The following is an 18916-nucleotide window of genomic DNA, read 5'->3' as shown; positions in this document are numbered from 1 at the left end:
ACCTAGGCTCGCGTAAATCCACCATCGTGAATAGCGGTACTGTAACCTCAGGTCTGGAAATTCATTTGAGCCGCGGGGCATGGGCCCGTGCTGGGGGGCGCCCCTGCACGGGCTGCCCATTCTGGTATTCCATGGAGTTGCGACACAGCCATGGAGAAGAACGAATGGACAGGCGGAAGGATGCGGCGCTTGAGGCGGTCCTGGAACAGTTGATCGAGCGCGGCCCCGGCGAGATCGCTTCGGTGTTCGCGCGGGCTTTCGAGCTGGCGATGCAGATCGAGCGCGAGCGGTTTCTCGGCGCGGGCCACTACGAGCGCACCCCCGAACGTCACGGCTATGCCAACGGCTATAAGCCCAAGCGGATCGACACGCCCGCGGGCACGGTGAATGTGCAGGTGCCCAGGACCGCCGGGCACGACGGAGAGCCATTCTACCCGCAATCGCTCGAGCGCGGGCGGCGGTCGGTCCGGGCCGTCATGCTGGCGGTGGCCGAGATGTACGTCAAAGGCGTCTCAACGCGTGACGCCGAGGCTGGCCGAGCTGATCGCCATCTATCGCACCTCTGCGCCGAAGCTGGCTGCATGGCTCGAGGAAAACGCGCCCGAGGGGCTCGCAGTCTTCACGCTGCCCGAGCACCATCGCCGCCGGCTGCGCACTTCAAAACCGATGGAGCGATCCGTCCAGCAGGAGCTCAAGCGGCGCACCGTAAAGGTCAGGGTCTTTCCCAGCGACGACGCTCTGCTGCGACTGGTCAGCGCCGTCCTGGTTGAGATCGACGAGAAATGGGCCGCCGAAACCAAGGCCTACATCAAATGGGAATGCCAGGATGCGTGACCCGCTCTCAGCAGTATTTCCAGACCGCAGCTTGCTCAATCACCTGATCCGCTGGCCGCTGGCCGCTGGCGGGCGACACCGATGCCATCGCGCTGATTGTCGATGGTGAGAGCATCGGCGGCTGGCGTGTGCTCAGCATCGACCCCGCCGTTGCGGATCATGGCCAGCCCATGCGGCCAGGCACGCTGCGCCTGGCGCGCCTCGACGAGGTGCGCCAGTCCGGCCTCACGCGGCAGGTGCGCTTCGACCTGGGCGGCCGCATCTCGGTGGCGCCGTCCCATCCGGGACTGGCCGGAGCGGCCGGCCCGCTGGTGGTCGGCCATCTGTGCGAGACCGCGCTGGCGCGGCTGCACGCGCAGCGCGCACGCGTCCATGCGCTGCGCGTCAGCGCCGCGCGGGTCCTGGCGATCTGGCGCAGGTCGTCGAACTCACGGCGCAGAACCAGCGCGGTCTGGCCGCCGAGCGCCACACCGGCCGCTGCCGCGGCATCGCCTGATCCGGGCCTGCCGGCGCGCCGAGGCGCGCGCCGGTCCTCCATGACGATATCCCAGGAGACCCTCATGATCACCACCAATACCGTCGGTTGGGCCGCCACCCTGCGACCCGGCACAACCGTACTTTTTCGCTTTCCGCCCGGCGAAGGAATGGGCGAGGTCAAGACGCGACCAGGCCTCGTCATCGCCGTCGCGCAGACTGACCGCGATGCGAAGATCACGGTTGCCCACGGGACTACTTCGGCCAGCATGGCAAACCGTGGCCTGGAACTGGATCTGTCCGACCCGGCGGACTGTTCGGCAGCCGGCCTGCACCCGCACACGCGTTTTGTGCTGTCGCGCCGCATCACCGTGGCATCCACCGACGCTGCCTTCCGCCTATCCCCCGCCGGAACCCCAGTTCTTGGCCGGTTGGCAGGGTCCTCGATGATGACCCTCGACGATCTGGTGCCGTCCTTGGGCCCCTCCATCGCCGAGGACAGTCGGCGCGGCGCATCGCCCGCTGCGCGGCACACTCCGGCTGGGCGCGAAGCCAGCCGACAGCGGCAGCGCGGTGTTCGCGGTATGAGACAAGGACTGCCATCATAAGAAAAGTGATCAAGACCGATACCCAAATTCGGGGCAAAGAAGCGGAAAAATGCGCAGCACCGGGCGCATTCACGCCCGTCCGAGCTGTGATAACCAGATGACCGGCGAAATCGGAAAGGAGGTCCTGGGTGACGTTGCCCCCAACTTTTATCCAGCGTGAGCGAGACTCCGGGTTTGAGTTTTGCCGGTCTGGGCGGGTTGGGCAACGGGGGCTGGCGCGGAGCTTTGCGGATTGCGCAGCGTCATGCCCCGTTGCGGGGCGAAGGTTCGGGCAAACTCGGCTGGGGTCTGCCAGCCGAGGCGGGAGTGGGGCCGTTCGGTGTTATAGTCCGTGCGCCAGGCTGTCAGCGTGACGCGGGCGTGATGCAGGGACGGGAACAGGGTCTCGTTCAGCAACTCATCGCGCAGACGACCGTTGAAGCTTTCGATGAAGGCATTCTGGGTCGGCTTGCCTGGCGGGATGTAGTGCCAGTCAAACTTGCGATCATCCACGAACTTCAGGATCGCGTTCGAGGTGAACTCGGTTCCATTATCGCTGACCACTGTCTGGGGCTTGCCGCGGACATCAAACAGCGCGGCCAGTTCACTCGCCACCCGCGCACCCGACAGCGAGGTATCGGCGATCAGGGCCAGACATTCGCGCGTGCAGTCATCGACGACCGTCATGATGCGGAACCGGCGGCCGTCCGTCAGCTGGTCGGACACGAAGTCGAATGACCAGCGCTGGTTCGGCATCAGTGGCAGAACCATCGGGGCCCGTGTGCCCATGGCCCGCTTGCGCCCGCCGCGGCGACGGACGTGCAGCCCTTCCTCGCGGTAGATGCGGAACAGACGCTTGTGGTTGAGATCAAAGCCCTCACGCCGCAGGAAGACATGCAGCCGCCGATAGCCGAACCGGCGTCGAACCTTGGCCAGGTCTTTCAGCCGCTCGCGCAGCACAGGGTCATCCTGACGGACCACCTCATATCGCATGGTCATCCGGCAACAGCCGATCACCCGGCACGCCCGCCGCTCGCTCATCTCGTGACTTGCCACCAGATGCGCGACCGCTTGCCGCTTCGCTGCGGGCGTCACCACTTTTTTCCCAGGAGGTCTTTCAGCGCGGCATTGTCGCGCATGGCATCGGCAAGAAGCCGCTTCAGACGGGCGTTCTCGTCTTCGAGCCCCTTCAGGCGTTTGGCTTCGCTGACATCCATCCCGCCATACTTGGCCTTCCACCTGTAGACTGTCGCATCGCCGACGCCATGCTTGCGGCACAGATCGGCGACGGAAACGCCTGCCTCATGCTCCTTCAAAATGCCGATGATCTGGTCTTCGGTAAACCTGCTGCGCTTCATCTCTGGTCCTTTCGGTTGGGCCAGAGTCTACCTCAAACTGGATTAGGCGGAGGGGGCAACGTCAGCTGCGAGGGCAAGGCAGGACAACGGCCGACGGCGCGGATCGCTCATCGCGCTGCCGGTATCCATTCGGATAGGACTTATCAGGCTTTGGCCGGCATCGTTTGACGATGCCGGCCAAAGGATCCCAAGATGAAGAAAGTCGATTCAGTCGGCCGCTTTTCCATCTGCGATGATCGTGGAAACCTGTGCCTTCGCTGGTGGGACACCGCTGCCCCCTGCATCCACTCGAAGCGCCTTGCAGCCCGAAGCCTGACGGCAGCCCGCGCCGAAGCCAAGATCGTCATCCCCACCATCGCCGAACCGCTGGAAATGATCGCGCCGCAGCGGCGGATCACCAGGGACCCGGAATTCGGCGAGCTCTGGATCTCTTACGAGCGCGAAAAGGGGCGATCGATCTCGAAGCATTGGTTTAGCCTGCTGAAGAACCGCCTCGACATCTACTACCGTCCCAACCTCTGGCACGTGCCGATGTCGAGCATGCCGACCGCGTTGCATCGCTTCGTCCTGTTCCTGCAGAAGGCCGAATACACCCGCAACGAGGGCAAGGCGAAGGCCGCAGCGACCGCCGAGCACCGGCGCAGGCCGCATCCGAACACCATCGCCGACATTGTCCGCCCGGTGGTCGAGTTGTGTTCGGTTGCCCGAAAAATGGGGCTGACGGACATTGCGCCGCCGAGATGCCGCAGATTGTCGGACAGACCGTGCCCGCCGATCGCCCGAAGAAGGGTCGCTATCTCTCCTTCGACGAGATCGCAGCGCTGATCGATGCCGCCGAACGCGAGCATGTCCGCGACCTGCTGATCCTGACGCTGGGGACCGGAGCGCGCGTCGGGTCGATCTGCGATATCGAGGGCGCTTATGTGCATGCCGACCTTGGCGTCATCAACCTGATGAGGTGGGGCGAGGTACAGTCGAACAAGCGCAAGCCCATCGTGCCCATCAGCGGGCCGATGCGACCGGTGCTCGACAGCCTGATCGCGAGGCGTGGTCAAGGGTATCTGCTGCGGTCGTCCGGAACGCCGATGGCGGAGGGGTCGAAGAATTCGACCCAGATCATTCACCGGATGGTGCGGCGGGCCGGGATCGATGACGGATCGCCGGTGGGTCAGACCCGTGCGAACAGGTGTTCGATCCGGCATACCTTCGGGGACTTTCTCGCGGGCCGTGTGCCGGATTTCGCCATTTCGTCGGTGATGGGCCACACCTCGATCTCGACCCCCGACCGGGACCGCCTGTTCGCCCGAGGCTCGCCCACCACCGAGATCTACAAGCGCCGGCAACTTCAGGCCGTCCGGGATGTGGGACAGGTGCTGGAGGCAGAGTGCTGGCCCGAAATCGTCAAGCGCTCGGAAGCCCTGCGAAGCGGCCGAGCCTGATGCCGGGCTGCGCCGTCAGCCGCCCAGAAGCCTGATCAACATCCGGCGGCTATGGTCCTTGCCGCCGAAGAACACGGCGAGGACGCGCACGCGCTGCGCGTCCTTGTCGATATCGAGACAGAGGATCGCCCGCTCCTTGGTTACCCGCCGCGCACCCGGCAGGAGGTCGGGATCCAGTGTCCCCTGTTGCGGCGCACTGCCAAGCGCGAAGATCGCATCCTCGATTGCGCGAATGCGCCGCGCGGTCTGGTCATGGGCGCGGTCCAGGGCCTCGCCGAAGTCCAGCGCGGCGGCCAGCAGGAAATCGAAGATCAGCGCCAGATCCTGATCGGCCTCGACCGAGCGCTCAACCCTCCAGGCCAAGGGCCGCCCGCTTCCTGGCCAGCATTGCGTCGGTGCGCTGCCGCGCCTCGGCCGCGCCCGGGAACGCGCCTGCGCGGCGCTGCACCAGCAGGCTGCGCAGGGCCGCGGTATCGGCCTCGCGTGCCTCTGTCTCATCGCGCATGAGGTCGGGCGCGCGCTGCACCGCGGCGCTGAGACTGGAATACTTGCCCTCGGCCACGAGGCTGCGCGCGAGAGCACCCTGCCGGTCTGTCAGCGAAACCGATGCCTTGACGGGCATCAACATCCCCTCGGGAATGCTACTGGGTAGTATTCTGCCAGAGTGCTGGCGGGCCTGCACCTTCATCAGTCGGCCGCTTGAGCACTGATGCAGGGGCCGAGCGACTGATGCGACTGATGCAGAACAAAGAATTTTCATTCGGAAAGAGAGACATGAGGGGCCACGGCGCGCACATGCACGACGTCCAGATCACGCGCGAGTCGCCGAACTATCGGCTTGGATGACCAGACGGACGGCCGTTGGCCCGGGCCAGCCGGCGGCGGCCGTCAGAAGGCATAGCGCATGCCGACCAGAAGATCGACACTCTCGAACTTGTCCTCGAAGCTTTCCGTTTCCGGGCCGTCGAAGCTGCCTGACTCGGTCTTGAACCAGCGTGCTTCGGCATAAAGGCTCAGCTTCGGGTTCAGCGCGTAGTCGACGCCACCGATCAGCTGGTACGCAAGCAGGGTGTCGCTGTCGAAATCCTGGGGGCCCACGCTGACGCCGACCTTCGCCGCGCCGATGCCGGCGCCGAGATAGGGCCGGACCGCCCCGGTCGCGCCCATGCCGTCGAACAGGTAAAGCGCGTTGACGAGGACAGCATTCGTCGCGGTGTCGCCAGTGGACCGGTCGCCCTCGTCGCGGTCTGTCACGATGAAATCGGCGCTGCGGTGTGCATATTCCAGTTCGACCGAGAGGTTCGGCGTGACCGCGGCGCCGATCGCGGCGCCCAGCACATAGCCGGTGTCATGGCCAAAGCTGGGCAGGGCGATCTGCTCGCCGTCCTCGGTGAGGGTCGCGTCGTAGTCCGAGGGCCAGGTCGCGCCCCCGAAGCCCTTGACATAGACCTCGGCCAGCGAAAATCCCTGACCGGACGCCATCACTGCAGATCCCGCCAGCGCGGCGATCGCCATCCCGGCGGTCAAACTTGCGTTTCTCATCGTCCTCTCCCGGCTCCGGTTCCATGTCTGGATGCGATGATACACCATCGCCATGGATCGAAAAGCAATTCGTCGGTTCCAGCCGCGCAACGGCGCCGGGATCACGCGCCGGGCGCGGCAGGGTGTCGGCGGACAGGCGGGCAGCAGGACAGGCTTATCGATAGCCCTGCGCCTGAAGTTCGAACAGCTCGCGATAGCGGCCGCCCTGCGCGATCAGCGCGTCGTGGCTGCCCTGCGCCTCGACCCGGCCATCGGCCAGAACGAGGATGCGGTCTGCCATCCGCACGCTGCTGAAGCGGTGCGAGATCAGCAGGGCGGTGCGCCCGGCCGACAGGTCCTTGAAGCGCTGGAACACCTCGAATTCGGCGCGGGCGTCCAGCGCGGCGGTCGGCTCGTCAAGGACCAGCACCTGCGCCTCGCGCATGTAGGCGCGGGCAATCGCCAGCTTCTGCCATTCGCCCCCCGACAGTTCGACCCCGCGGGCAAACCGCTTGCCCACCATCTGGTCATAGCCGCCGGGCAGCCGCGCAATCACCTGATCGGCAAGGGCGCGTCCGGCCGCGGTCACGATGCGGTCGCGGTCCTCGCGCGCCGAGATGCGGCCGGCGGCGATGTTGTCCGAGGCGCTCATGGCGTAGCGCACGAAATCCTGGAAAATCACGCCCACCGCCTCGCGCAGCCGTTCGGGGTCGAACTCGCGCAGGTCGTGGCCGTCCAGCAGGATCCGCCCTTCGGTCGGTTCGTAGAGGCGGCACAGCAGCTTGACGATCGTCGTCTTGCCCGCGCCGTTCTCGCCCACAAGCGCCACGGTCTCGCCGGCGGCGAGATGGAAGGACAGGCCGCGCACCGCCCATCGGCCCGCCTCCGGATAGTGAAAGCCCACATCCTCGAAGGTGAAGCCCTGCCGGATCGGGTCGGGCACCGGCCGCGGCCGGGCCGGCGCGGCGATGCGCGGCGTCTCGCGGAAGAAGGCATAGAGGTCGTCCAGATACAGCGCCTGCGAGGCCATGCTGGAAAAGGACGACAGCAGCCCCTCGATCAGGCCGCGCAGCCGCAGGAAACTGCCCGACAGGAAGGTCAGGTCGCCCAGCGACAGCCCGCCCGTCAGGGTGCGCCCGATGATCCACAGATAGGCCCCGTAATAGCACAGCGTGCCCAGCCCCGTCAGCAGCGCCATCACCGCAAGCTGCCGGCCGAGGATGGCACGGTTCTCGGCATAGAACCGCTGCGCGAGTTCCAGATAGCGGTCGCGCAGAAAGCGGTTCAGCCCGAAGATCTTGACCTCCTTGGCCGAATCCGAGGTGGCGCCGATCATCCGCAGATAATCCCGCTCGCGCCGTTCGGGGGCGCGGCGCCAGTTCATCGCATAGGTGAGGGCGTTGAAATGGATCTCGCCCAGAAAGGCCGGGATCAGCGCCGCCAGCAGCAGCAGCACAAGCCACGGGTTGTACGCGATCAGCCCGGCGCCAAAGCTGGCCACGGTCACCGCGTCCTGCATCTGCTGCATGATCTGGTTGACCAGCGGGATGCGGCCCATGGTCTGGCGCCGGGCGCGATCCAGCCGGTCCTGGAAGCCCGCATCCTCGAAGCTGGCAAGATCCAGGTCGGCGGCGTGATCCATCAGCCGGATCGACAGCGAGATGACAAGCTTTTCCTGCAGCAGGCTGTCTGCATAGGTGACAAGGCGGCCCAGCAGGTCCGAGGCCAGCGCAAGGCCAAGCTCGGCCGCGATCAGCAGCAGAAGATCGCCCGCCAGCCCCGACTGCCACCACCCGGCCAGCGTCTCGGGGCGCGGCGCCAGCGCGATCAGCCGCACCACCTCGTCGATGATCAGCTTGCCGATCCACAGCATGGTGACCGGGATGACCGCGCGGGCCAGCCGCAGCCCGATCATCGCCAGCGTCAGGCCGGGGCTGGCCGCCCAGACCATCCGCAGGAAGGGCGGCAGGTTCTTCAGCGCGGCCCATCGGGCGGCATAGCTGGCGGGCGCGGCCGGGTCGGCCATCTCAGCGGGCCTCGGCGGCGCGGGCGCGGGCGATCTCGGCCGCGCTCAGCGGGCCGGGGAAATGGCAGGCGGCGCGATGGTCGGCAGCGGCCGGCGAGGGCACCGGCACCGCCTCGGCGCAGCGCGCCTCGGCGCGCGGGCAGCGGGTTCGGAACACGCAGCCCGAGGGCGGCGCCATCGGCGAGGGCAGGTCGCCTGCCAGCGGCACCATGCCGGCCGCGGCGTCATGGCCGGGATCGGGCACCGGCACCGCCGACAGCAGCGCCTGGGTATAGGGATGCCGCGGCGCCGCGTAGAGGTCGGCCGCAGGCGCGATCTCCATCACCTTTCCCAGATACAGCACCATCACTCGGTCGCTGACATGGCGCACCACAGACAGGTCATGCGCGATGAACACCAGCGACAGGCCCAGCTCGCGCTGCAGCCCGATCAGCAGGTTGATGACCTGGGCCTGGATCGAGACATCCAGCGCCGACACCGGCTCGTCGCAGATGATCAGGCGCGGCTCGACGATCAGCGCGCGGGCGATGCCGATCCGCTGGCACTGCCCGCCCGAGAACTCGTGCGGATAGCGGTTGATCTGGTTGGGCAGCAGGCCGACCTTTTCCATCATCGCGCCGACCCGTGCCCGGATCTCGGCAGCGGGCAGGTCGGGGCGATGGGTCCGCAGCGGTTCGGCGATGATCCGGCCCACCGTCATGCGCGGGTTCAGGCTGGCCAGCGGGTCCTGGAAGACCATCTGGATCTCGCGCCGATAGCGCATCATCTGCCGCGGGCCCAGCCCGATCAGGTCGCGTCCGTCGATCCATTCGGCGCGGCCGGTCGCCGGGACCAGCCCGACCAGCGCGCGGGCCAGCGTGGACTTGCCGCAGCCGGATTCGCCGACGATGCCCAGCGTCTCGCCCGGCGCGAGGCTGAAATCCACGCCGCCAACGGCCTGCAAACGGCGCGGCGCGACCCAGGGCAGGGCACCGTCGGGGCGGATCGCGAAGCTGACGCGCAGATCCCGGACGTCAAGAAGCGGTCTGGCCATCGGCATCCTCGCAAGCGTGATGGCCGCCATCCGTCCCGGCGGCGGCAGGCCCCTGCGCCCGGGCATCGGGCGCGGTGACGCGCCCTGCCGCGATGTCGCCCAAGGGCGCGATGCAGGCGCGGGCGCGATCGGGTGCAAAGCCCTCCAACGGCGGATCGCGATCCTCGCACCCCGCGCGGCGATAGGCACAGCGCGGCGCGAAGGCGCAGCCGGGCGGCGGGCTGGTCATGTCGGGCGGCGCGCCGGGGATCGCGGCAAGCGCATCGTCGCGCCGGTCGATGCGCGGGATCGCGTGCAGCAGGCCCTGCGTATAGGGATGGGCGGGGGCGGCGAACAGCGGCGCGACCGGGCCGGTCTCGCGGATGCGGCCCGCATACATCACCGCGACCCGCGCGCAGGCGCCCGCGACGACGCCCAGGTCATGCGTGATCAGGATCATCGCCATGCCGAATTCGGCCCGCAATTCGGCCAGCAGGGCCATGATCTGCGCCTGCACGGTCACGTCCAGCGCGGTCGTCGGCTCGTCGGCGATCAGCAGTTGCGGACGACACAGCAGCGCCATCGCGATCATCACCCGCTGCCGCATCCCGCCCGAGAATTCATGCGGATAAAGCCGGATGCGACCCGCCGCGTCGGGGATGCGGACCAGATCCAGCATCCGCACCGACTCGGCCACCGCGGCGGACCGCGTCATGCCCTTGTGCAGCACCAGCACCTCGGCCATCTGGTCTGCCACCCGCATGTAGGGGTTCAGCGAGGTCATCGGATCCTGGAAGATCATCGCGATCTTCTCGGCCCGGATGCGATTCAGCACGCGCGGCGGTGCGTTCAGGATCTGCTGGCCGTCAAAGCCGATCCGCCCGGTGGCGCGGCCGTTGCGGGCCAGCAGCCCCATCACCGCAAAGGCCAGCTGCGACTTGCCGCTGCCCGATTCCCCGACAATGCCCAGGGTCTCGCCCGGCGCCACCGACAGGCTGACGCCATCGACCGCGCGCACCTCGCCATCATGGGTCGCAAAGCGCACCGACAGGTCCTCGATCTGCAGCAGGGCCATCTCAGCGGTCCTTCGGGTCGAGGGCATCGCGCAGACCGTCGCCCACGAAGAAAAAGCCGAACAGCGTGATGCAGAAGAAGAACAGCGGGAAGGCCAGTTGCCACAGGGTGCCGTAATTCATCGTGCCCGCACCTTCCGAGATCAGCGCCCCCCAGGAGGTCAGCGGCTCCTGCACGCCCAGGCCAAGGAAGCTGATGAAGCTTTCGGTCAGGATCATCAGCGGCACCAGCAGCGTGGCATAGACGGCGACCACGCCCAGCAGGTTCGGCACGATATGGCGCAGGACGATGCGCCATGCGGGCACGCCGATGGCGCGGGCGGCCTCGATGAATTCGCGGTTCTTCAGCGACAGCGTCTGGCCGCGGACGATGCGGCTCATGTCCAGCCACGAGATCAGGCCGATGCCCAGGAACAGCATCGACATCGACCGGCCGAACATCACCAGCAGCAGGATCAGCACGAACATGTAGGGGATCGACATCAGGATATCGACGGCCCGCATCATGATCTGGTCCGTGCGCCCGCCGACATAGCCCGCCGTCGCGCCGTACAGCGTCCCGACCAGCACCGCGATGGCCGCTCCGACCACGCCGACCATCAGGCTGACCTGCGTGCCCTGCACGGTGCGGGCGTAGAGGTCCCGGCCCAGATCGTCGGTGCCGAAATAATGCCCGTTGGCGATCGAGGGCTGGCCGAGGGTGGCCACCTGGCCCATCACGCCGAAGTCCAGCTCGTCATGGGACCATTGCGCGAAGGCGCCGCCCGCCAGCGCGAAGGCGGTTACCCCCACCAGGATCGCCAGCCCGGTCATCGCCGCGCGGTTGCGCAGGAACCGCCGCCGTGCATCCGCCCAGGGGCTGCGGCCGCGGATTTCGGCACCGGCCATCCGCCGGGCCAGCGCCTGCATCTTCTGCGAGTCGATCACCATGGCTCAGTACCGGATCTTCGGGTCGATCCACGCGTAGAGGACATCGACCACGAGGTTGAACAGGATGGTCAGCGCGCCGACCAGGATGGTGACGCCCATCATCACCGCATAGTCGCGGTTCAGCGCGCTGTCGACGAAGGCCTTGCCGATGCCGCCGGTCGAGAAGTAGATGTCGATCACCACCGAGCCGGTGATCATCGACACGAAGACCGGCCCCAGATAGCTGATGACCGGCAGCATCGCGGGCTTCAGCGCGTGGCGCAGGATCACCCGATGTTCGGGCATGCCCTTGGCGCGGGCCGTGCGGATGTGGTTGCTGCCCAGCACCTCCAGCATCGAGGACCGGGTGATGCGCGCGATCGAGGCCATGTAGCTCGTGCCCAGCGCGATCACCGGCATGACCCAGAAGCTGGGGTCGGAAAAGCTCCACCCGCCGCCGGGCAGCAGGCGGTACCACAGGGTGAAGACCAGCACCAGAAGGGGCGCCATCACGAAATTCGGCAGCACCTGCGCCCCGATCGAGATGCCCACCGCCAAGTGGTCCCAGAGGCTGTTCTGGCGGATCGCCGCGACCACGCCAAGCGCCACGCCGCAGACCACCGCCAGCACGAAGCTGAGCCCGCCATAGGTCAGCGTCACCGGAAAGCCGTCGGCGATCAGCTCGTTCACGGTGCGGTCGGGATAAACGAAGCTGGGGCCGAAGTCGAAATGCACCACGATGCCCCAGAGATAGTTCCAGATCTGCCGCCACAGCGGCTGGTCCAGCCCGTATTTGGCGTTGAGATTGGCCAGCACCTGGGGCGGCAGGGCGCGTTCCTGCGTGAAGGGTCCGCCCGGCGCCAGATGCATCAGGACGAAGGACAGCACGATCAGCAGCAGCAGCGTGGGGATCGCCACCGCCAGGCGCCGCAGCACGAATGCGAACATCGGGCAGTCCTCCCTGCGGATGAAACCTCTGTGGCACGGGGGCCGGGCGCCCGCGCGGCTGCGCCGTCGCCGGCGCCCGGCCGGGTCAGGACCGGCCTAGTCGGCCAGCCGGTAGAGATCCTTGGCATACCATGTGTTCAGCACGTTGTCGGTCGGCAGGCCGCGGATCTTGGGATTGATCATGTCCACCTTGGCATAGTGATAGACGAAGGCCGCCGGAACCTCCTCGGCCAGGATCTCTTCGGCGCGGCTGTAAAGCGGCGCCGTGTCGTCGGCGGTCTTGGCCTCGGCCATCAGGCGGTCGAATTCGGCGTTGGACCACTTGCCGCTGTTGTAGCCGTCGGTCCGGAACCAGTCGAGGAAGGTCGAGGCCTCGTTGTAGTCGGCGCACCAGGCATAGCGGGCGATCTCGAAATCCTGGTTCTGCATCCGGTCGGTATGCACCTTCCATTCCACGTTGTTCAGCGTCAGGTTCACCCCCAGCGGCTTCCAGAACTGCTGGGCGGCGATTGCCAGCTTCTTGTGGTTGTCGTCCGTGTTGTATTGCAGCGTCAGGGCCAGCGGGTTGTCGGGGCCATAGCCCGCCTCGGCCAGAAGTTCCTGCGCGCGGGCGGTCTTGTCGGCCTGGCTCATCGTGGCCAGTTCGGTCTGCGGCTGGTCGAAGCCCTCGATCGCCCAGTGCGTCCAGGTGGTGGCCGGGCGCTGACCGCCCTGCAGCACGTTCTCGACGATGATGTCGCGCTGCAGCGCCAGCGACAGCGCCTCGCGCACCCGCACGTCCTTCAGCGCCTCGGGCCCCTTGTCCGAGACGTTGTAGACATAGGCGTAGGAGCAGGCATAGGGGATCGAGACCGCCTGATCGGGGCTTTCCTGCGACAGCCGCGGATACTGGCCCGCGGGAATCTGCACCCGGTCCAGCTCGCCCGCCTGATAGCGGGTCAGCGCGACATTGTTGTCGTTCACGGTGACGCCCTGCACGCGCTGCATCAGCACATTGGCGGCATCCCAGTATTCGGGGTTCTTCTCCAGCGTGATGTCGACGCCCAGATTGTGGGCGGCCAGCACGAAGGCGCCGTTTCCGACCAGCTTGCCCGGCTGGGTCCAGTCGTCGCCATGTTCGGCGATCACCGATTGCGGCACCGGATAGGTCGTCGCATGGGACAGCGTCTTGATGAAATAGGGCGTCGGCGTGGTCAGCGTCACCTGCAGGGTGCGGTCGTCAAGCGCCTTGACGCCCAGCTCTTCGGGGGGCTTCTCGCCCTTGACGATCTGGGTTGCGTTGACGATGTTCATCAACTCCATGAACCAGGCATATTCCGAGGCGGTCGCGGGGTTGACCACGCGCTGCCAGGCGTGGACGAAATCGCCCGCCGTGACCGGCTGGCCGTTCGACCACTTCGCGTCGCGCAGGTGGAAGGTGTAGGTCAGCTTGTCGTCGCTTTCCTCGAAGCGTTCGGCGACGCCCGGCACCATCGCGCCGGTCGCATCCTCGTTCATCAGCCCCTCGAACAACTGGCGCAGCACGTCCGAGCCCTCGACATCGGTGTTCCTGGCCGGGTCCAGCGTCTTGATCGCGTCGAGCAGCCAGTAGGTATAGCTCTGGCTTTCGGCCAGAACCTCGCCCTCGGCGGGCTGGACGGCATGGGCCGGCAGGGCCAGCGCGACGGCGATCGCGGTCGTCGCGAAGAATTTGGTCATCGACACCTCCTCCAGGTTGAAACGGGCAGGCGTGCTGCACCGGAATGCACCGAAACTAGTGAAATCGCCCCGCACGGCAAGGGCCCGGGGGCTTTCCTCGGGGCGCGGCATGTGGAACAGATGCCGGCCATGACGGATCAGGGACATATCACGCTGGTGACGGGGGGCGCGCGGTCGGGCAAGTCGGCCCTCGCCGAGCGGCTGGTGGCGCGCCATCCCGGCCCGCGCATCTACATCGCCACGGCGCAGCCCCTCGATCAGGAAATGGCCGACAGAATCGTGCAGCATCAGCGCCGTAGGGGCGATCTGTGGCGCTGCATCGAGGAACCGCGCGACCTGGAGGGCGCGCTGGCCGCCAGCGACGGGCAGGGAGTGCGGCTGGTCGATTGCCTGACGCTGTGGCTGTCGAACTGCATGGGATCGGCGGATGTCGGCGGGCTGGTGATGACGTTGCGTCGGCAACGATCGCCGGTGGTGCTGGTCACCAACGAACTGGGGCAGGGCATCGTGCCCGGCAATGCGCTGGCCAGGCGGTTCCGCGACGATCACGGCTGGATGAACCAGGCGGTGGCCGAGGCCGCGGCCGAGGTGTGGATGGCGGTTTCGGGCCAGCCCCTGCGGCTGAAGCCCGCGCGCGAGGATGTCGATGCAGGCTTTTGACGATGACGCGGCGCGGGCGGCGCGGGACCGCCAGGACAGCCTGACCAAGCCCGCCGGCTCGCTGGGCCGGCTGGAGCAGCTGGCGGTGTTCATGGCGGGCTGGCAGCGCCGCGCCCGGCCCCGCATCGACCGGGCGCAGGCCCTGGTCTTTGCGGGCAATCACGGCATCGTCGCGCAGGGCGTGAACCCCTTTCCGGCCGAGGTGACGGCGCTGATGGTGCGCAACTTCGAGGCCGGCGGCGCGGCGATCAACCAGCTGTGCCGCGTGGCGGGTGCCGATCTGGCGGTCGTGGCGCTGGACCTGGACCGGCCGACAGCCGATTTCACGCAAGGCCCGGCCATGACCCCGCACGAGGTCGAGGCGGCCTGGCAGCGCGGGTCCGAGGCCGTCGATCCGGGCGCGGACGTGCTGATCCTGGGCGAGATGGGCATCGGCAATTCGACCGTCGCCGCGGCGCTGGCCGCCTGCGCGCATGGCGGGCGGGCCGAGGACTGGGTGGGCCCGGGCACCGGCGCCGAGGGCGCCGTGCTGGCCCGCAAGCAGGCGGCGGTGGCGGCCGGGCTGGCCCGGCACGCGGCCCGCGACACGGCCGGCATCCTCGCGGCCTTCGGCGGCCGCGAGCAGGCGGCGATCTGCGGCGCGGTGATGCAGGCGCGGGCGCTGCGGATCCCGGTGATCCTCGACGGCTTCATCTGCACGACCGCGGCCTCGGTGCTGACCCGCGACGATGCCGATGCGCTGGCGCATTGCCTGATCGGCCATGAAAGCGCCGAGCCGGGGCATCGGCGCCTGATCGCGGCGCTGGCGATGCAGCCGGTCCTGTCGCTGGACATGCGGCTGGGTGAAGGGTCCGGCGCGGCGCTTGCGCTGATGATGCTGCGCGGGGCACTGGCCTGCCATGACGGCATGGCGACATTCGCCGAGGCCGGCATTGGGTAGGGGCGGGCAGATCCTGCTGGCGGCCGTGTTCCTGACCCGGCTGCCGCTGGCGCGCTGGCTGCCGCCCCGTGTGCTGCCGCTCGGGCGCGCCGCATGGGCCTTTCCGCTGGTCGGCGCGGCGATCGGCGCGGTGGCGGGGCTGCCGCTGCTGATCGGCGGGCCGCCGCTGCTGGGCGCGGTGCTGTCGCTGGCGCTGTCGGTCCTGCTGACCGGCGCGCTGCACGAGGACGGGCTGGCCGATCTGGCCGATGCGGCCGGCGGCCGTGACCGCGACACCCGGCTGGCGATCATGCGCGACTCGCGGATCGGCAGCTACGGGGTGATGGCGCTCGTGCTGACCTCGCTGGCCCGGGTCGCGGCGCTGGGCGTGCTTGGCCCCTTCCACCTGATGGCCGCGGCGGCCGGAGGCCGGGCAGCGGCGGTGCTGGCGATGGCGGCGCTGCCCCCGGCGCGCAGCGACGGTCTGGCCCATGCGGCCGGCGCGCCCGGCTGGCGCAACGTCCTGGCAGCCAGCGGCATTGCCCTGCCGGTCCTGTGGCTGGCCGGCCCCGGCTGGCCAGGCGCGATGCTGGCCGGGCTTGCGGCGCTGGCGCTGGTCATTCGACAGGCGCGGATCTGGCTGGGCGGCCACAGCGGCGACGTGCTGGGCGCGGCCTCGGTCGCGGTCGAGACCGCGATGCTTGTGGGCTTTGCCCTGACCGCCGCCGCGCCGTAGCGACATTCTTGACGGCTTGGCAGCCATCACGCATTAGATGGACAGGACAAGAAAGGCCGGAAAACCGGTTCCCCGCCAAGGCGGGACCAGTCTGGGGGAGGAAATTCATGAACGGGCTGCTTGCCCTGTCACACGGTATCGACCGTGTGAACGCCTTCATCGGTCGCAGCGCCGCGTGGCTGATCCTGCTGGCCATCGTCGTCAGCGCGGTCAACGCCATCATCCGCAAGGTGTTCAGCGTCTCGTCCAACGCCTGGCTCGAACTGCAATGGTATCTCTATGGCGGCGCCTTCATGCTGGCGGCGGCCTACACCCTCTACGAGAACGAGCATATCCGCATCGACGTGATCTATGGCCGCTGGTCGCGCCGCGTGCAGCACTGGATCGACCTGCTGGGCACGCTGTTCTTCCTGATGCCCTTCACGGCGGTGATGATCTCGCTGATCTATCCCTCGCTGCGCAGTTCCTGGCGCACGCACGAGATCTCGATGAATGCCGGCGGGCTGATCGTCTGGCCGGCCAAGGCGATCCTGCTGGCGGGCTTCGTGCTGCTGTTCGTGCAGGGCATTTCCGAGGCGATCAAGAAGATCGCCGTCATGCGCGGCGCCATCCCGGACCCGCACCCCCACACGGTCCCGCATGAGACCGCACTGAAAGAGGCCGAGCTGATGGGCGTCGGCATCCACCATGACGATCCGGCCGACACCACGCCCGGCCCGCGGGAGACCCGTCCTTGATCGACCTCATCGCCCACAACCTTGCCCCCATCATGTTCGTGTCGATGGTGGTGTTCCTGCTGTTCGGCTATCCGATCGCCTTCGCGCTGGCCGCCAACGGCCTGCTGTTCTTCTTCTTCGGGGTGTTCCTGACGCCGCTCAGCGATCAGGTGAACCTTGGCTGGAACCTGCTGGGCGCGCTTGGCGACCGGGTCTTCGGCGTGATGCGCAACGACACGCTGCTGGCCATTCCGTTCTTCACCTTCATGGGGATCGTGCTCGAACGGTCGCGCATGGCCGAGGAACTGCTGGACACGATCGGGCAGCTGTTCGGCCCGGTGCGCGGCGGGCTGGCCTATGCGGTGATCCTGGTCGGCGCGCTGCTGGCGGCGACGACCGGCGTGGTCGCGGCCTCGGTGATCTCGATGGGGCTGATCTCGCTGCCGATCATGATGCGCTATGGCTATGACCGCAGGCTGGCCAGCGGGGTCATCACCGCCTCGGGGACACTGGCGCAGATCATCCCGCCCAGCCTCGTGCTGATCGTGCTGGCCGACCAGCTGGGACGGTCGGTCGGCGACATGTACAAGGCGGCGATGATCCCGGCGCTGGCGCTGACCGGCATCTACATGCTTTACGTGATGGTGCTGTCGCTGATCCGGCCGAAATCGATGCCCGCCCTGCCGCCCGAGGCGCGCACGCTGGGGTCGGGGGGCTGGTCGCTGGCGCTGTCGATCCTGGCCGCCATTGCGATCTACTGGCTGGCCGAACGCTTCCTGGGCGCAAGCCTTGGCGATGACAGCCAGATCTGGGCCGCCGCGCTGGCCGTGCTGGTGATGCTGGTCGTCGCCCTTGTGGACCAGCGCCTTGGTCTTGGCCTGCTGTCGCGCATGGCGCGGCAGGTCATCATCGTGATGATCCCGCCGCTGGCCCTGGTCTTCCTGGTGCTGGGCACGATCTTCCTCGGCATCGCCACCCCGACCGAAGGCGGCGCGATGGGGGCAATGGGCGCGCTGATCCTGACCGCGCTGAAGGGCCGGCTGACCTTCTCGGTCGTCAGCCAGGCGCTGCTGTCCACCGCACGGCTGTCCTCGTTCGTGATGTTCATCCTGATCGGGGCCACCGTCTTCTCGCTGACCTACTACTCGATCAATGGTCACATCTGGGTGCGCGACCTGCTGACGGCGCTGCCGGGTGGCGAATACGGCTTCCTGATCGCGGTCTGCGCGATCATCTTCTTCCTCGCCTTCTTCCTCGACTTTTTCGAATTGGCCTTCGTGATCGTGCCGCTGCTGATCCCGGCCGCCAACGCGCTGGAGATCGACCTGATCTGGTTCGGTGTCATCCTCGCGGTGACGATGCAGACCTCGTTCCTGACGCCGCCGGTGGGCTTTGCGCTGTTCTACCTGCGATCGGTCGCGCCGCGAAAACCCTATCGGGACGCGGTGACCGGCCAGACCATGGAGGCCGTCAGCACGGTCGACATCTATCGTGGCGCGGTGCCCTTCGTGGGGCTGCAGATCGTGATGATCGCGCTGGTGATCCTGTTCCCGCAGATGGTCATGCACTACAAGGGCCCGGTCGTGGACACCTCGAACATCCGCATCGAGATCCCCTCGGCCGGCGGCTCTGGCGGGCTTGGCGGGGGCCTCGGTGGCGGGCTTGGCGGGGGGCTTGGTGGCGGCCTCGGTGGCGGGCTGGGCGGCGGCACGCCCTTCGGCCAGCCGCCGGCGCCCGCCGCGCCCGGCGAGACGCCGGCGGAGGGCGGCGCCACGGGCGGGCTTGGCGGCCTGGGTGCCCCGAATTTCGGCACGCCGGTCCCCGATGCAGAGCCGGATGGCGGCGGACAGCCGGCCCCCGAAGCCCCCGACAGCGGCGCGGCGCCGCAGGGCGGGCTTGGCCTGGGCGGCCCGCCGCCCGGTCTCGGCGGCGGCAACTAGGCCCGGCACGCCGCGGACCGCATCAGCGACGGGGCCGATCCTGCGGCCCCGTTTCGTCAGCCCATC

At 67.8% G+C, this 18916-nt stretch carries 20 protein-coding genes and 2 pseudogenes; 10 read left to right on the top strand and 12 right to left on the bottom strand.

The window, feature by feature from the left end; all coding sequences use genetic code 11:
* Window positions 1–131: 131 nt before the first annotated feature.
* Together Q5Y72_RS19965 and Q5Y72_RS17990 are read left to right on the top strand one after the other, a co-directional pair.
* Window positions 132–470, top strand: a pseudogene (locus Q5Y72_RS19965) (transposase); the annotation flags it as partial.
* Between the two features lie 49 nt (window positions 471–519).
* Window positions 520–834 (top strand): transposase, encoded by a 315-nt coding sequence (locus Q5Y72_RS17990; protein WP_305964805.1) that lies wholly within the window; start codon window positions 520–522, stop codon window positions 832–834.
* Window positions 835–869: 35 nt separating this feature from the next.
* On the opposite strand, the gene Q5Y72_RS17985 is transcribed toward Q5Y72_RS17990, so the two are convergent.
* Complete coding sequence (locus Q5Y72_RS17985; protein WP_305964804.1) at window positions 870–995, bottom strand: hypothetical protein; 126 nt, start codon at window positions 993–995, stop codon at window positions 870–872.
* Window positions 996–1004: 9 nt separating this feature from the next.
* On the opposite strand from Q5Y72_RS17985, the gene Q5Y72_RS17980 reads away from it, so the two are divergent.
* On the top strand, window positions 1005–1916 hold the full coding sequence (locus tag Q5Y72_RS17980) for a hypothetical protein (RefSeq protein ID WP_305964803.1): 912 nt from the start codon (window positions 1005–1007) through the stop codon (window positions 1914–1916).
* A 147-nt stretch (window positions 1917–2063) separates the two neighbouring features.
* On the opposite strand, the gene Q5Y72_RS17975 is transcribed toward Q5Y72_RS17980, so the two are convergent.
* On the bottom strand, window positions 2064–3134 hold the full coding sequence (locus Q5Y72_RS17975; protein ID WP_305964802.1) for an IS3 family transposase: 1071 nt from the start codon (window positions 3132–3134) through the stop codon (window positions 2064–2066).
* Window positions 3101–3253: pseudogene (locus Q5Y72_RS17970) on the bottom strand (transposase); the annotation flags it as partial. The pseudogene Q5Y72_RS17970 and the gene Q5Y72_RS17975, both read right to left, overlap by 34 nt.
* 192 nt (window positions 3254–3445) lie before the next feature.
* On the opposite strand from Q5Y72_RS17970, the gene Q5Y72_RS17965 reads away from it, so the two are divergent.
* Window positions 3446–4078 carry a hypothetical protein gene (locus Q5Y72_RS17965; RefSeq protein WP_305964801.1) on the top strand — a complete coding sequence of 211 codons (633 nt, stop codon included), beginning with the start codon at window positions 3446–3448 and terminating at the stop codon, window positions 4076–4078.
* Complete coding sequence (locus Q5Y72_RS17960; protein ID WP_305964800.1) at window positions 3994–4692, top strand: tyrosine-type recombinase/integrase; 699 nt, start codon at window positions 3994–3996, stop codon at window positions 4690–4692. The genes Q5Y72_RS17965 and Q5Y72_RS17960 overlap by 85 nt, the downstream gene beginning before the upstream one ends.
* Before the next feature lie 15 nt (window positions 4693–4707).
* On the opposite strand, the gene Q5Y72_RS17955 is transcribed toward Q5Y72_RS17960, so the two are convergent.
* The 9 genes from Q5Y72_RS17955 to Q5Y72_RS17915 form a co-directional block, all read right to left on the bottom strand.
* A complete protein-coding gene (locus Q5Y72_RS17955; protein WP_305964799.1) occupies window positions 4708–5055 on the bottom strand; it encodes a type II toxin-antitoxin system RelE/ParE family toxin in 348 nt (115 codons plus the stop codon).
* The gene (locus tag Q5Y72_RS17950; protein WP_305964798.1) at window positions 5039–5314 is read right to left on the bottom strand and encodes a ribbon-helix-helix domain-containing protein; all 276 of its coding nucleotides are present in this window, start codon (window positions 5312–5314) and stop codon (window positions 5039–5041) included. The genes Q5Y72_RS17955 and Q5Y72_RS17950 overlap by 17 nt, the downstream gene beginning before the upstream one ends.
* 266 nt (window positions 5315–5580) lie before the next feature.
* On the bottom strand, window positions 5581–6207 hold the full coding sequence (locus Q5Y72_RS17945; protein ID WP_305964797.1) for an outer membrane beta-barrel protein: 627 nt from the start codon (window positions 6205–6207) through the stop codon (window positions 5581–5583).
* 181 nt (window positions 6208–6388) lie between these two features.
* Window positions 6389–8239: an ABC transporter ATP-binding protein gene (locus tag Q5Y72_RS17940; protein WP_305964796.1), complete on the bottom strand. Its 1851-nt coding sequence runs from the start codon at window positions 8237–8239 to the stop codon at window positions 6389–6391.
* A gap of 1 nt (window position 8240) precedes the next feature.
* Window positions 8241–9272, bottom strand: coding sequence for an ABC transporter ATP-binding protein (locus tag Q5Y72_RS17935; protein ID WP_305964795.1), 1032 nt, complete (start codon window positions 9270–9272; stop codon window positions 8241–8243).
* The gene (locus tag Q5Y72_RS17930) at window positions 9253–10326 is read right to left on the bottom strand and encodes an oligopeptide/dipeptide ABC transporter ATP-binding protein (RefSeq protein ID WP_305964794.1); all 1074 of its coding nucleotides are present in this window, start codon (window positions 10324–10326) and stop codon (window positions 9253–9255) included. The genes Q5Y72_RS17935 and Q5Y72_RS17930 overlap by 20 nt, the downstream gene beginning before the upstream one ends.
* A 1-nt stretch (window position 10327) precedes the next feature.
* Window positions 10328–11254 (bottom strand): ABC transporter permease subunit, encoded by a 927-nt coding sequence (locus Q5Y72_RS17925; protein ID WP_305964793.1) that lies wholly within the window; start codon window positions 11252–11254, stop codon window positions 10328–10330.
* A 3-nt stretch (window positions 11255–11257) separates the two neighbouring features.
* Window positions 11258–12181: an oligopeptide ABC transporter permease OppB gene (gene oppB, locus Q5Y72_RS17920; protein ID WP_305964792.1), complete on the bottom strand. Its 924-nt coding sequence runs from the start codon at window positions 12179–12181 to the stop codon at window positions 11258–11260.
* 96 nt (window positions 12182–12277) lie between these two features.
* Entirely contained in the window at window positions 12278–13879 is a 1602-nt protein-coding gene (locus tag Q5Y72_RS17915) for a peptide ABC transporter substrate-binding protein (protein ID WP_305964791.1), read from the bottom strand.
* Between the two features lie 129 nt (window positions 13880–14008).
* Between Q5Y72_RS17915 and cobU the strand changes: the two genes are divergently transcribed.
* From cobU to Q5Y72_RS17890, 5 genes are all read left to right on the top strand, one after another.
* Window positions 14009–14539, top strand: coding sequence for a bifunctional adenosylcobinamide kinase/adenosylcobinamide-phosphate guanylyltransferase (cobU, locus tag Q5Y72_RS17910; RefSeq protein WP_305964790.1), 531 nt, complete (start codon window positions 14009–14011; stop codon window positions 14537–14539).
* Window positions 14526–15479 (top strand): nicotinate-nucleotide--dimethylbenzimidazole phosphoribosyltransferase, encoded by a 954-nt coding sequence (gene cobT, locus Q5Y72_RS17905; protein ID WP_305964789.1) that lies wholly within the window; start codon window positions 14526–14528, stop codon window positions 15477–15479. Before cobU ends, cobT begins: the two co-directional genes overlap by 14 nt.
* Window positions 15472–16194, top strand: coding sequence for an adenosylcobinamide-GDP ribazoletransferase (locus tag Q5Y72_RS17900; RefSeq protein WP_305964788.1), 723 nt, complete (start codon window positions 15472–15474; stop codon window positions 16192–16194). Before cobT ends, Q5Y72_RS17900 begins: the two co-directional genes overlap by 8 nt.
* Before the next feature lie 107 nt (window positions 16195–16301).
* The gene (locus Q5Y72_RS17895; protein WP_305964787.1) at window positions 16302–16931 is read left to right on the top strand and encodes a TRAP transporter small permease subunit; all 630 of its coding nucleotides are present in this window, start codon (window positions 16302–16304) and stop codon (window positions 16929–16931) included.
* The gene (locus Q5Y72_RS17890) at window positions 16928–18850 is read left to right on the top strand and encodes a TRAP transporter large permease (RefSeq protein WP_305964786.1); all 1923 of its coding nucleotides are present in this window, start codon (window positions 16928–16930) and stop codon (window positions 18848–18850) included. Before Q5Y72_RS17895 ends, Q5Y72_RS17890 begins: the two co-directional genes overlap by 4 nt.
* Window positions 18851–18916 lie beyond the last annotated feature (66 nt).

Source organism: Paracoccus spongiarum, assembly GCF_030732095.1.
Taxonomy (GTDB): domain Bacteria; phylum Pseudomonadota; class Alphaproteobacteria; order Rhodobacterales; family Rhodobacteraceae; genus Paracoccus; species Paracoccus spongiarum.
Note: the sequence above shows the minus strand (reverse complement) of the source record. Positions and strands in the feature narration are given on the sequence as shown.